Consider the following 14825-nt stretch of genomic DNA (forward strand, 5'->3'; position numbering starts at 1 on the left):
CATAGATCTGGTTCTATAGGAAATTAATGCATCCTCTGTTGCAATAACAAAAAAGCAGTTTCGATCGAAACTGCTTTTCTATGATTAATTAGATCTAACAATTAATTTTCTTGTTTCTTGATCAGGTTAAGAGCGGAACCGGCCTTAAACCAATCGATCTGCTGATCGTTGTAAGTATGGTTAGCCATAATGATATCTCTGGTTCCGTCAGTGTGAATGAATTCTAAAGTCAGCTGCTTTCCTGGAGCGAATTGCTCAAGGTCTAAGAAGTTAACCACATCATCTTCCTGGATTTTGTCATAATCAGCTTCATTAGCGAAAGTTATTCCAAGCATCCCTTGTTTTTTAAGGTTTGTTTCATGGATTCTTGCGAATGATTTTACCAATACAGCTTTTACTCCAAGATGTCTTGGCTCCATTGCAGCGTGTTCTCTTGAAGAACCTTCCCCGTAGTTCTGGTCTCCAACCACGATGGTAGGGATTCCTGCAGCTTTGTAAGCTCTCTGTACAGCCGGAACTTCACCATATTCACCTGTTAATTCATTTTTAACATGGTTAGTTTCCATGTTGTAGGCATTTACGGCTCCAATCAGCATATTGTTTGAAATATTGTCCAGGTGGCCTCGGTATTTCAACCATGGCCCAGCCATAGAAATATGGTCGGTAGTACATTTTCCGAAAGCTTTGATAAGCACTCTGGCTGCTTCAATGTTTTTGCCGTCCCAAGCTGGGAATTCTTCCAATAACTGAAGCCTGTCCGAAGTAGGGCTTACCTTCACAACAACAGAGGAACCGTCCTCAGATGGTGCCTGGTATCCGTTATCATCAACAGCAAATCCTCTTGCCGGTAGTTCAGAACCTTTAGGTTCATCAAGTTTTACCTGTTCGCCATTTTCAGCAGTTAAAGTATCTGTAATTGGGTTAAAGTCTAACCTTCCTGAGATGGCAACAGCAGCTACCATTTCTGGAGAAGCTACAAATGCATGTGTATTCGGGTTACCGTCAGCTCTTTTTGCAAAGTTTCTGTTGAAAGAGTGGATGATGGAGTTTTTTTCTCCTTTATCAGCGCCTTCTCTGTCCCATTGCCCGATACAAGGTCCACAAGCATTGGTGAAGATTCTGGCATTCTCGAATTTTCTGAAAGAATCTAAGAATCCGTCTCTTTCTGCTGTGAATTTTACCTGCTCAGATCCGGGGTTAATTCCCAGGATAGCTTTAGGCTTAACTCCTTTGGCTACTGCATCTTCCACGATAGAAGCTGCTCTCGATAAATCTTCATAAGACGAGTTGGTACAAGAACCGATAAGAGCCCATTCCACTTCTATTGGCCACCCGTTAGCTTCAGCTTTAGCCCTGAATTCAGCTACAGGGGTAGCCAAATCCGGAGTAAAAGGTCCGTTTAAGTGTGGGGTAAGCTCAGAAAGGTTGATTTCGATCAGTTGGTCGAAATACTGTTCAGGGTTGGCATATACTTCAGCATCACCTGTTAAATGTTCTGCAATTTTGTCAGCAGCATCTACTACATCCTGTCTTCCTGTTGCTGCCAGATATCTTCTCATGGAATCATCGTATCCGAAGGTAGAAGTGGTAGCCCCGATTTCAGCACCCATGTTACAGATGGTTCCTTTACCTGTTGCTGAAAGAGATTCTGCTCCTTCTCCGAAATATTCTACGATGCATCCTGTTCCTCCTTTTACGGTAAGGATTCCTGCCACTTTCAGGATCACGTCTTTTGCAGACGTCCAGCCACTCATTTTACCGGTTAATTTTACCCCGATAAGTTTTGGCATTTTAAGTTCCCACGCCATTCCGGCCATTACGTCTACTGCATCAGCACCTCCTACACCAATAGCTACCATTCCCAGACCTCCTGCATTTACTGTGTGAGAGTCGGTACCAATCATCATACCTCCGGGGAATGCATAATTTTCCAGTACCACCTGGTGAATAATTCCTGCTCCCGGCTTCCAGAAGCCAATTCCATATTTATCGCAAACAGAACTTAGGAAGTTGAAAACTTCAGAGTTTTTGTTGATCCCCTCCTGTAAATCTGATTCAGCGCCTACTCTTGCCTGAATTAGGTGATCAGCATGAGCAGTTGAAGGAACGGCTACTTTAGCTTTTCCTGCCTGCATAAATTGTAAAAGCGCCATTTGCGCAGTTGCATCCTGCATAGCTACCCTGTCCGGCGCGAAATCTACATAAGAGTTTCCTCTTTCATGTGCTGATGTGGCATTACCTTCCCAAAGATGGGTGTAAAGGATTTTTTCTGAAAGTGTAAGAGGTTTTCCCACGATTTGTCTTGCCGCAGCAATTCTTTCTGGGTAACGCTCATATACTTTTTTGATCATATCAATATCAAAAGTCATATCTTAATTTAATTTTTTCTTCTTTTTAATAGACTTTTCCGGCATTAATTCAATACTTAAAGCGGAAAATATTCTTTGTTACTACAATTCATCAAATTCTGTTCCTTCCATCTGTAAAATGAATATTTCTAATCAATAATCAGAATGTTTTATTTCTATCAAGTTAAGGAAAAATGAAATTTCTTTTCTTAATTTCATTTAAAATAATTCTTAATCAGTCTTAAATGGAAACATTCTAAACAAAAATTGAAAGATTTTAAATCCCGCAGGACTAAAATCTTTCAATTATATAATTTATAAAACAGTCCTTGGACTTGTGATTAAATCCTCTATTAATGGCCCACCTGAACAAGCTCCTTAATAGGTGGAGCGAATTTAGTCAGGTCAATGCCTTCAACGGCAGCTTTATATTCATCGATATTAGGAATTCTTCCAATGATGGCAGAAAGCACAACAACTGGAGTTGAGGCCAGTAAAGATTCTCCTTTTTTACGTTCGGAATCTTCAACTACTCTTCCCTGGAAAAGACGGGTTGAAGTTGCTAATACCGTATCTCCTTTGGCTGCTTTTTCCTGGTTACCCATGCAAAGGTTACAACCCGGACGCTCAAGATACATCATGTTTTTGTATTCAACACGTGCTTCGCCTTTAGGAGCATTATCATCAAATTCGAATCCGGAGTATTTTTCTAAAAATTCCCAATCTCCTTCCGCTTTTAATTCATCGATGATATTATACGTTGGAGCTGCTACTACCAGAGGAGCATTAAATTCAACCTTACCTTGTTGCTTTTCAATGTTTTTAAGCATTTGAGAAACAATTTTCAAATCGCCTTTGTGAACCATACAAGATCCTACAAAACCAAGATCTACTTTTTTCTCTCCTCCATAATAAGAAAGTGCTCTGATGGTATCGTGAGTGTATCGTTTGGATACATCATCGTTGTTTACATCCGGGTCTGCAATCATAGGTTCTACGATCACATCAAGATCAACAACTACTTCAGCATAATATTTAGCATTCGCATCCGGAGTCAGAGCTGGTTTCTCACCTGATCTGATCTCAGCGATTCTTTTATCAGCTTTATTAATTAACCCCTGAAGAACCTGGTTATGATTGTCCATGCCCTTATCAATCATGATCTGAATTCTGCCTTTTGCAATTTCCAATGATTCGATCAAGGTGCTGTCCTCAGAAATGTTGATAGAAGCTTTTGCCTTCATCTCAGCAGTCCAGTCTGTAAATGTGAATGCCTGGTCAGCAGGAAGTGTTCCGATGTGAACCTCAATGATTCTGCCTTGGAATACATTTTCCCCACCAAACTGTTTAAGCATCTGGGCTTGTGTTGCATGAACGACATCACGGAAATCCATGTGCTCTTTCATATTCCCTTTAAATGTTACCTTCACAGATTCAGGGATTGGCATAGATGCTTCACCTGTAGCCAGTGCAAGGGCAACTGTTCCTGAGTCTGCCCCAAAAGCAACTCCTTTAGACATTCTTGTGTGAGAGTCACCACCGATGATGATTGCCCACTCGTCTATCGTTATGTCATTAAGAACTTTGTGAATTACGTCAGTCATAGCGTGATATTCACCTTTCGGGTCACGGGCTGTGATCAGACCAAATTCGTTCATGAATTTCATGAGTTTCGGAATGTTGGCCTGCGCTTTTTTATCCCAAACAGAAGCGGTATGACATCCGGATTGGTAAGCACCGTCAACAATCGGAGAAATCACTGTTGCTGCCATAGATTCAAGTTCCTGAGCAGTCATTAAACCTGTTGTATCTTGAGAACCAACGATATTAACTTCTACACGAACATCTGAACCAGCATGTAAAACTTTTCCTGGAGTTGTTCCAACTGCGTTTCTGTTGAAGATTTTTTCAACTGCTGTAAGACCTTGCCCCTCATGGGAAATTTCTTTTGAAGGAGCAAAAACAAGAGGTGTTTCTATTCCCAAAAGCTTTGCTGCAAATGTCTGCAGCTTTTTACCGAAAACAATTGCATATGATCCGCCAGCCTTGATGAATTCCATTTTCTGAGGAGTAAATGCCTTAGAAATGTCAATCAGCTCCTGATCGCCATTATATAATTTTTTTGTTTTTGTATTGATGGTAAGAACAGTTCCTGTAGCTACAGAATAAGCTTCTTCAAGAATCGGTTCTCCAGCTTCGTTACGGATTGGCTCTCCGTTCTCATCTAATTTTTTAACCCAGTTTTTAAGGTCAAGACCAATACCTCCTGTAACGTCAACAGTAGTCAGGAAGATCGGAGAAATACCGTTTGTTCCTCCAACAATCGGAGCAATATTCACGAATGGGATGTATGGGCTTGCTTGTTTACCAGTCCATAAAGCTACGTTGTTTACTCCGGACATTCTGGATGAACCCACACCCATTGTTCCTTTTTCAGCAATCAGCATTACGCTCTTGTCAGGATGTTGTGCCTGAAGTGCTTTAATTTCTTCCTGTGCCTGAGGGGTGATCATACATTTACCATGAAGTTCACGGTCTGATCTTGAGTGAGCCTGGTTACCCGGAGAAAGCAAGTCAGTTGAAATGTCACCTTCACCGGCGATGAATGTAACAACCTTGATTTCTTCAGCCACTTCCGGAAGCTTAGTGAAGAACTCTGCTTTTGCATAGCTTTCAATAAGCTCTTTTGCGATTTCATTACCGTTATTAAATGCTTCTTTTAGACGATTAGTATCTGCATCATAAAGGAAAACCTGTGTTTTAAGAACATTTGCTGCTTCCTTGGCAATAGAAATATCATTGCCTAGAGCCAGATCAAGCAATACCTCAATAGAAGGGCCTCCTTTCATGTGAGATAATAATTCAAAAGCAAAGGTTGGGGATATTTCTTCTACTACGGATTCACCCAGGATAATCTCTTTTAAAAACTTAGCTTTTACGCCTGCAGCACTTGTTGTTCCTGGTAAGGTGTTGTAAATGAAAAATTTAAGAGAATCCGATCGATATTCGTTACCTGGATCTTTAATTTGTGAAATGATTTCGCTTAATAATCCCGCACCGTCAATTGGCTTTGGATTTAGCCCCTGGTTTTTTCTTTCTTCAATCTCTTGGATGTAATCCTGATACATATTCATAATAATAGAAGTCTTTTAAATTTTAAAAGTAGATTTTTATGGCAGTTGTTAAGTACTATTATTCTTGTTAACAGGTTATCATTACAATAAGCTGTTTAAATTTGCAAAAACGGACATAGTTATACACAACATAATCTATCCCTTTAAAAATGTGAAATAATGTTCCGTTTCGAAGTGGAATATATTTGACCTTTAGCTAAAGTATAAGTAATTTACCTGCGATTTGTCTTGTTGAAAAAACTCTCTTTGGGTAAGATTTATACACTGTTTTGATAGCATTCCTATCAAAAATTATATCTCCAAAACGTTTTAGATTATCAAACATTTAAAAAGTGCTCCCAAATTTACGATTTTTTAGTATTTTATCAGATGAAATTATTTAGATTCTTTATAAATATGAATTTGATAGTTTCTATTTTTGGCCGTAATTTTGCAGGCAAATGATGAATATGAGAAACATCCTGAATTTTTGGTGTGTATTTATTTCGATTTTCGTTTTTTCACAGACGAAATCGGTGAAAAAACTACCAGTCAAAAATGTAGCAAAAACTGCAGTAAAGAAGGGGCCTGCAGTGGCTAAGCCAAACCCGGATCTTGTGATTATTAACCCGGATCTTCCTGTTCTGATTCCTAAAAAGGAAGATGGGAAATTTGGTTATGTTAATCAGAACGGGAAATTTATTATCAAACCTGAATATCATATTGCCGTCTTTTTTTATGAAGATTGTAATCTTTTGAATTCTCCTAACCAAAAAATACGAAAATTTGGAACCAATGAGTATGCCACTGTAGAAAAGGACATGATTTCTTATCGTGTGAATAAAGCAGGAAAAAGAGTCTATCAGTTCAAGGACTCAGATCTGGGAAAATGTAAGCTTGAGGATTATAAGCAACAGCTTTACCAGGCTTATGTTTTAAACGGATTTTATGGCATCATTGAAAAGGCTAGATTCGTGAATGCAGCAGATTACAGAGATTACCAGATCTATCCCCAGTATCAGTATTTATATATTCTGGAAGGTGATGATATTGCAGACCCAATGATCGTGGCTTCGCATAATGACAGATTTGGAGTGATAGATGTTAATAATAAAGTGATTGTTCCTTTCGAATATTCCAATATAAAGAGGAATTTCAGCTGGAAACTGGGGAAAATGTTTGAAGTAACAAAAGACGGCAAGAACTATTATTATGTTGATGCCAGAAATAAGACTTACTAATTAGCCTGTTATTCTATCACAGCAAAATCCTACATCTCTATCCAACAGAACCCAAAATCCCATATCACATTTTTTTTGTAATTTTGCGGCTGAAATAAAGGGGTGCTTTAACAAGCTGAGATTATACCCAATGAACCTGGAACAGATAATGCTGTTTAGGGAAACATTTATATAATTGATAGAATGATAATTGATAAAATAATTTTATCAATTTTATGAAAAGCAAGAATCAATCATTTTTTATCGCCTATCAATTATAGATAATCCGCCCCTTTTATTCATTAAATTTTAAAAATTTATAGAATGAAAGGATTGTTTTTTTTAGGGCTTACTGTAAGCTCTGCAGCCTTTGTCCAGGCGCAAAATAAGGATTCCCTGAAGGTCAGGGAAATTGAAGCTGTCAACTTTACCAAAAGGCTTCCCGTTGCTAAAGAAATTATCAACGTACAGAAAGATGTAGATAGCAGAAATCTAGGGCAGGATCTTCCGATACTTTTAAAAAATCAAACTTCCATTATCTCTACTTCTGATGCCGGAAACGGGGTTGGATATACAGGATTCAGAATTCGTGGAGTAGAAGGAAGAGGGATAAATGTGATGATGAACGGTGTTCCGTATAACGATTCTGAAAGCCAGGGAACATTCTTTGTCAATGTTCCGGATCTTACCAGTTCTGCCTCACAGATTGTGATCCAGAGAGGTGTGGGAACTTCGAATAATGGCGTTTCAGCGTTTGGTGCAAGTATTAATGTGATTTCCAAAGAGCCGGATGAAAAAATGTATTTTAAGACCGATGATAGCTACGGTTCATTTAATACTTATAAATATTCAGCGGAAGCGGGTTCGGGAAAATTCTGGAAAAACAGATTTTCAGTGATGGGAAGATATACGCGTATCCATTCTGACGGATATATTGACAGAGCTTCTTCCAAACTGGATTCTTACAATTTTACCGCATTATTTGAAGAAGGGAAAACAAGGCTTCGGCTGATGGCTTTCGGAGGAAAAGAAAAGACCTATCAGGCTTGGAACGGAATCGATCGGCCAACCTGGGAAGCGAATCCCAAGTTCAATTATTCAGGACAGTACACAGATCTGTTTACCGGAGAAGAGAAATTCTATGATAACGAGACCGATAATTACAGACAGAACCATTATCAGCTTTTGTGGGAACAGAAATTCAGTGATCACTGGAATTTGGAAACAACGCTTCATTACACCAAAGGAAGGGGATATTACGAAAATTATAAAAGAGTTGATGAAACAGATGCAGAGGCAACACATTACTCTAATTATAATCTATCCGTACCGATTGTAAATGGATCTCCGGTGGAAATAACAGATTTCATCAGGAAAAAATGGCTGGACAATGATTTTTATGGGGCTGTTTCTACGCTTTACGGAAAGTTGGATCATGTGGACCTGAATTTTGGGGTGGTTGCAAACCAATACTATGGAAGGCATTTTGGGAATGTTACCGGGGTTTATTTTCCACAGATCAATGAGTATGAATATTACAGAAACCGTTCTGTAAAAACTGAGCTGGCAGGTTTTGCAAAAGCTTTATGGAGAACCGGGGATCATTTTGAATTCTTTGGAGATCTTCAGATCAGAAATATTGATTACGATACCAAGATCCTGGCTGCCGGAGACGGAGAGGGTGGAAATCTTGATAAAAACTGGCTGTTTTTCAATCCAAAGGCGGGGGTGAATTATAAAATCGGGAATGGAAAAGTTTTCCTTTCCTATGCACATGCCCACCGCGAACCAAACAGGGATGACCTGATGAGTGATAATGAAGTAAAAGCCGAAAAACTTCACGATTTTGAAGCTGGTATTGAAAAGCAGTTTGGAATTTTATCGGTAACGGCTAATTTATATTATATGTACTATGTTAATCAGTTAGTGTTGAACGGACAATTGAATAATGTAGGAGCATTTATCAGAACCAATTCAGGGAAGAGTTACAGAAGAGGTATTGAGATCGGAGCACTGGCTAAACTTTCAAAGCAATGGGAAGTTACCGGAAATGTCAGTCTCAGCCAGAACAGAAATCTTGATTTTAAGATTAAAAATAATGAAGCCCTTCAAAATCTGGGTGATACCGATATTTCATTCTCTCCGAACATTATTGCCAATCTGGGACTGAAATTCAATCCCTCCAAAAGTTTCCTGTTTGCTTTAACGAATCAATATGTAGGAAAACAGTATCTCGACAATACAGCAAATAAGAACCTGCAGCTGAAAGATTATTTCCTGACGGATTTCAATGCACAATACCAGTTTACTATTGCTCATAATGATATTGCTTTAAAATTACTCGTCAATAATCTGTTCAATAGAAAGTATGTAAACAATGGAGCTGTTTACGGTGGTGATCCATACTATTTTTCACAGGCCGGAACTAATTTTATGTTCGGGATCAGCTGGAAAATTCAATAATACGGATGATAATTTACCGAAAGGCGTTTAATCCATTCAATTTTATACCTATTTATCAAAAGACTGTTTCGGCAGTCTTTTTTTATATCCTATAAATCTCTTCAGAAAGTCACGAAAAAATTATAAATTTGCTGCCAAATGAATATTTCAGCTTACATTTTAGAATATCTGAAACAATTTGGAACTGTGACGGTTCCGGGATTCGGTGCGTTTTCGCTTAAAAACTCCAAAGCAATTATTAATTCTGAGAACGGAAGCATCCTTCCGCCTGCAAGCGAGATCGTTTTTACGGTGGATTATGAAATACAGTCTGATGAGCTGGCTGCCTTTATAGCCGGAGAAAAACACATGTCTTTAGAAGCTTCCAGAAGTGATCTGAAAATCCAGACCGATTTTTGGAAGAAAAAGCTTCAGGCAGATCAGTTTCTGGAAATTCAGAACCTCGGGGTTATCCATATTGAAGATGATAAGACCCATTTCAAAGGGAAAAGAATAGAATCGGGGCATCCGGATTTCTACGGGCTTGAAGAGATCAGGCTCTCGGATATCAATAACGGTGAAAAGATCAGTACTAAAGAAAGCAAGGAGAAAGATTATACATTCAAAAAATCTATTCTTTGGATTTTCCTGCTTGTAATTCCTGTTTTAGGAATCCTGTATCTGGCGTTTACCCAAAGAGAACTTCTTTTCGGAAAAGAATCTTTTGATAAAGCTTCTACACACAAAATTGTAAAAGACACAGTAAAAGTTATGGTGCACGGTCCGAAAGCGGCTGTTTCAGATTCCCTGAAAAAAGATTCATTAGCAAAACCGGTTGGAAAAGGCATAAAACCAGCTCCGGCAGCTCAAAACAACACTAAGACTCAATGGCAAAAATAAAAAAAGCGTCAGAATCTCTGACTATCATGACCAATATTGTTCTTCCGAACGAAACCAACTCTTTAAGAAACCTTTTCGGAGGTGAGCTTCTTGCAAAAATGGACCGTTGTGCTTCCATTTCTGCAGCCAGACACTGTGAAAGAAGAGTGGTAACAGCCTCTGTAAATCATGTTTCTTTCAATCATCCTATCCCTGAAGGTGGAGTGGTTGTCCTGGAATCTAAAGTTTCAAGAGCGTTCTCTACTTCAATGGAGGTGTATGTGGATGTTTGGCTGGACGATCCGATCAATCAGAAGAAAATTCATACCAATGAGGGAATTTATACTTTCGTTGCAGTAGATGAATTCAACCGTCCTATTCCTATCCCGGATATGGTCCCTGAAACAGAAGAAGAAAAGCTGAGACACGCTGCTGCTTTCAGAAGAAAAGAGCTGTCACTAATCCTTTCCGGAAGAATGAAGCCTCTTGAATCTGTAGAGCTTAAGAAATTGTTCCAGGAACCAGAAGAAACAAAAGAATCCAAAAAAGATAAAAAATAAATTAACTTCTTTTAGATTCAACCCTTGCTAAGTATTAGCGCCTTCGTGATCTTAAAAACAGAAGTTATTTTAAATAAATCTTTGCACTCTTTGCGTTAAAATAAAATCACGTTTAATTATAATATTCGTGTTAAAAAAATGAAAATTCTTCTTTTAGATAAAAACCATCCTCTCATCACAGAACAGCTTTTGGCTAAGAATTTTGTACTGGAAGAAGACTTTACTTCCTCTTACGATGAGGTTTGTCATAAAATTGAAAACTATGACGGGGTCATCATCAGAAGTAGGATTCCTCTGGATAAAAACTTTCTGGAAAAGGGAAAAAGCCTGAAATTCATTGCCAGGGTTGGAGCCGGAATGGAAAATATTGATATTCCTGTTGCAGAGAAACTGGGTATTCAGTTGATCAATTCTCCGGAAGGAAACAGGGATTCAGTAGCAGAGCATGTTGTAGGAATGCTGTTGATTCTAATGAACCGTCTTTTTATCGCTTCCCAGGAGGTTAAAAACGGAATCTGGCTTCGTGAAGAAAACAGAGGCGATGAGCTTCTCGGTAAGACGGTAGGGCTTATAGGATATGGAAATATGGGAAAAGCTACAGCTAAGAGATTTTCGGGATTTGGCTGTAAAGTTATTTTTCATGATATCCTTCCCGGACTTTCTGATGACTACGCTTCACAGGTTAGTTTAGACGAATTAAAAAAGTCTGCAGATATCCTGAGCCTGCACATTCCACTAACTTCTGAAACCAATTACCTCGTCAATGAAAAGTTTATTTCTGAAATGAAAAAAGATTTCTATTTCGTCAATACAGCAAGAGGGAAAAATGTAGAAACTAAATATTTAGTTGAGGCTTTGAAGTCAGGGAAAATAAAAGGAGCCTGCCTTGATGTTCTCGAATATGAAAAAGCATCCTTTGAAAATCTGGAAACAGAGAATGAAGACCTGAAATACCTCCTGGAATCTGAAAAAACAATTGTAACACCTCACATCGCCGGATGGACTCACCAAAGTAAAGAAAAGCTGGCACAGGTGATTGTAGATAAAATAATTGCTTCCTATTGTTAGGAAAATATGCTGCAAAAGAAAAAATCACTCATTGCTATAGCCTTTATCCCTTTCGCGAGTTTCACCTTTTATGTTAAATAATTCATAATATAGGCTCCGAACTGAGAATTTATTTTGAGTTTTATTAAATTGCTGCTCATTTTTTGATACTCATGACGAAGCGTAATTTTTTACTTATTGTAGCTGTTTTTTTATCCTTTATTTCCTGTAAAAAAAATTCTGAATCCAAGCAGACTTCAGCTGAAAGTACGACCAATCTTCCAAACTACGGAAATGTAGATCTGGGGAATGTTTTTACCAAAGAAGACAGCCAGCTTGGAGATAAAGAAATACTCACAGGATATATCGACCAATATTATAAAAAGATCTGGGAAGGGGGAGACCTGAGCGGGGGAATACTTGTAGCAAAAGGAGATGAAATTCTATATGAAAGCTACAGGGGTTTTGGGAGAGAAGGAAATCAGATGCCGATTGGTAAGAATACACCGCTACATGTAGCTTCCGTTTCAAAAACGTTGACGGCTATGGCCATGCTGAAATTGGTAGAAGCAGGAAAAATTAAACTTACCGACCATCTTACCCAATATTTTCCAGGGTTTCCTTATCCGGATGTTACTGTACAGACTTTGTTGGATCAGAGAAGCGGTCTTCCAAAATACGAATATTTTATAGCCAAAATACAGCCTGCTCCGGCTGAGCTTTCAAAGTCTTTCATTACCAATCAGGATGTTCTGAATATGATCATCAAATATAAACCTGATCTGGCAAGAGATACGGATACGGGTTTTATGTATTGCAACACTAACTTTGCCATGCTGGCTTTACTGATAGAGAAGGTCACGAAAACTCCGTTTCCGCAGGCGATGAAAGAAATGGTATTCCAGCCTTTGAAAATGGAACATACCTATATTTTCCAGGAGAAGGATATTCCTACAGCTGCACAGTCCTTTTATTACGGTGGAAACAGACTGTATCCGTTAGACAGGCTTGATCTTATTTATGGTGATAAAAATGTATATACGACACCAAGAGATCTTTATAACTTCTCTAAAGCTATGTTTTCAAAAGACTTCTTAAAGCCTGAACTGATGCAGATGGTTTTCACACCTTACAGCAACGAGAAAGCAGGAATGAATAATTATGGCCTCGGGTTCAGGATGAAGATTTTCGATAACGGCGAGAAACTCACCTATCATAACGGATGGTGGCACGGAACTAATTCTGTATTTGCCCATTTGTTGAAGTCAAAAGTGACCATTGTAGCTATTGGAAACAAATATTCCGGTAAAGTATATACAGCACTGGCTTTATCAGGATTATTCGAGGATTTCCCGGCTCAGAAAGATAAGCTGCACAGTGTAATGAATGACAATAAAGATACTTTGAATGCCGGACATGAAGTTTTTGGAGAATAATGTTTAATTTTGCTTAAACATATATGAAAAGACTTCTTCTATTATTCGTTATCTGTTTTCTTGTACACTCATGTGCAAGAGTAGGATCTCCTGTTGGTGGTCCTAAAGATACCCTGGCTCCAAAGTTTTTAAGCTCTAATATTGACACTACAAGAGTTAATGTAAAAAGAGACATCCACGAGCTCAGGCTGGATTTCGACGAATATATTACCTTAAAGGATATTAATAAAAACCTGATCATTTCTCCACCTATTAAAAATATAAAGCGGATTCTTCCTTCCAATATTGCCAACAAGTTTGTAATGATCCAGTGGGAAGATACTCTTCAGGCCAATACGACTTATAACTTCAATTTTGGAAACTCGATTGCTGATAATAATGAGTCTAATATTCTTAGGTATTTCAATTTTGCTTTTTCTACGGGAGATAAGCTGGATGATCTTTATATCAGCGGTGAAATTTCGGATGCGGTAGCTATTAAAAAGAAAGAAGGCGAAAATAAGCTTGTGGTAGGACTTTACCAGGTAAAAGATACCATGAATTACAGGCAGAAGCCCTATTACATCACAAAAGTGGATGAAGATGGATATTATGAGCTGAACTATCTTACGCCCGGAAAATATAAGATTATAGCCTTTGAGGATGAGAATAGTAATTCTATTTATGATCCGGGAAAAGAGAAAATAGGATTTCAAAAAGAACCTGTAGATGTTGAAAAATCTGTTTCAGGATTAAATTTAAAAGTATATCCTTCCAAAAAGCCGTTGAAGTATCTTGAAATGAAAGAAAGTCCGGGTGGGGCTATCATGACATTTGAAGGGAATCCGGAGAATGTGAAAGTAGCTTCCATAAACGAAAAACTTCAGGATATTAAAGTGACCCATCGTCCGAAATCAGATACTGTAAAAATCTGGTTCGATGCTGTAAAGAATAATATAGGACAGACGGTGACGGAGAATCTGAAGTTCAGCTACGATATCGGCAGCAAGCAGGATACTGTTTCCGTATTCTATAAGTACAACAAAAAAAATGCGATGGATCTTGAAAACGACAGCGGAGGCCCATTATTGGCCCCGAATTCTGACTTTAATATAAGATCCGGCTATATCATCGATAAAATCAGTCCTGAAAAATGGACTTTAAAAAGCGACAGCTTAACCACTCAGGAATTTACTGCTAAAATCTCTGAAACAGATCCTTACCAGATCCAGATTCACTCAGATTTTGTGAATGGCAAAAAATATCAGCTTACGATTCCAAAAGAAACAGTATCATCCTATTACGCTAAAAATGTACAGTCAAAACGGTTTGACTTTGAAGTAGAAAAAGTAGATCAATTTGGAAGTCTTGCATTTAATATTCAAAATGCACCGGAAGCCAGTTATTGGATTCAGCTTCTGGATGGTTCGGATAAAGTCATTTATTCAAGGTATACCAAAGGAAACAGCGTGAAATTTGATATACTGAAACCTAATGAATATATTGTAAGGATATTGGTAGATAACAACGGAAATAAATTCTGGGACGAAGCAGATTTTGAAAAAGAAACCTTTGCCGAAGATTCCTATGTCTTCTACAAAAAAGCTATTGTACGGCCATTGTGGGAGACCAAAGAAGATTGGGATTTAAAAGATACCAGAACGCTGGATAATCCTAAAGGAAATGTTCCTAAACCTACTGATGTTCCTGCTGAAACACCAAAAGACACTGTACAGAAGGATTTGAATAAAGAAATGAAATCTGAATCTGAAAATGCAATTTTGACACCGGTAAAATAAAG

General features: G+C 38.2%; 9 protein-coding genes. 7 read left to right on the forward strand and 2 right to left on the reverse strand.

The genetic code is table 11. The features are described 5' to 3' along the window. Positions 1-101 precede the first annotated feature (101 nt). Complete coding sequence (locus J2T03_RS14790) at positions 102-2369, reverse strand: aconitate hydratase (protein ID WP_306841600.1); 2268 nt, start codon at positions 2367-2369, stop codon at positions 102-104. 332 nt (positions 2370-2701) lie between these two features. Then, on the reverse strand, positions 2702-5482 hold the full coding sequence (locus J2T03_RS14795; RefSeq protein ID WP_307212201.1) for a bifunctional aconitate hydratase 2/2-methylisocitrate dehydratase: 2781 nt from the start codon (positions 5480-5482) through the stop codon (positions 2702-2704). 515 nt (positions 5483-5997) lie between these two features. Between J2T03_RS14795 and J2T03_RS14800 the strand changes: the two genes are divergently transcribed. The 7 genes from J2T03_RS14800 to J2T03_RS14830 all read left to right on the forward strand — a co-directional run bounded on the left by J2T03_RS14800 (position 5998) and on the right by J2T03_RS14830 (position 14823). Then, a complete protein-coding gene (locus J2T03_RS14800) occupies positions 5998-6702 on the forward strand; it encodes a WG repeat-containing protein (RefSeq protein ID WP_307212204.1) in 705 nt (234 codons plus the stop codon). 303 nt (positions 6703-7005) lie between these two features. After that, a complete protein-coding gene (locus tag J2T03_RS14805; protein ID WP_307212206.1) occupies positions 7006-9144 on the forward strand; it encodes a TonB-dependent receptor in 2139 nt (712 codons plus the stop codon). A 138-nt stretch (positions 9145-9282) separates the two neighbouring features. Beyond that, the gene (locus J2T03_RS14810; protein WP_306841607.1) at positions 9283-10023 is read left to right on the forward strand and encodes a hypothetical protein; all 741 of its coding nucleotides are present in this window, start codon (positions 9283-9285) and stop codon (positions 10021-10023) included. Then, entirely contained in the window at positions 10011-10562 is a 552-nt protein-coding gene (locus J2T03_RS14815) for an acyl-CoA thioesterase (RefSeq protein WP_307212208.1), read from the forward strand. The genes J2T03_RS14810 and J2T03_RS14815 overlap by 13 nt, the downstream gene beginning before the upstream one ends. A 138-nt stretch (positions 10563-10700) precedes the next feature. Beyond that, the gene (locus tag J2T03_RS14820) at positions 10701-11630 is read left to right on the forward strand and encodes a 2-hydroxyacid dehydrogenase (protein WP_307212211.1); all 930 of its coding nucleotides are present in this window, start codon (positions 10701-10703) and stop codon (positions 11628-11630) included. 152 nt (positions 11631-11782) lie between these two features. After that, positions 11783-13045: a serine hydrolase domain-containing protein gene (locus tag J2T03_RS14825; protein WP_307212213.1), complete on the forward strand. Its 1263-nt coding sequence runs from the start codon at positions 11783-11785 to the stop codon at positions 13043-13045. A 23-nt stretch (positions 13046-13068) separates the two neighbouring features. Then, complete coding sequence (locus J2T03_RS14830; RefSeq protein WP_306841612.1) at positions 13069-14823, forward strand: Ig-like domain-containing protein; 1755 nt, start codon at positions 13069-13071, stop codon at positions 14821-14823. The last annotated feature ends 2 nt before the right edge of the window (positions 14824-14825 follow it).

Origin of the sequence: Chryseobacterium lathyri (assembly GCF_030812195.1) — a bacterium.
GTDB classification, from domain to species: Bacteria; Bacteroidota; Bacteroidia; order Flavobacteriales; family Weeksellaceae; genus Chryseobacterium; species Chryseobacterium lathyri_A.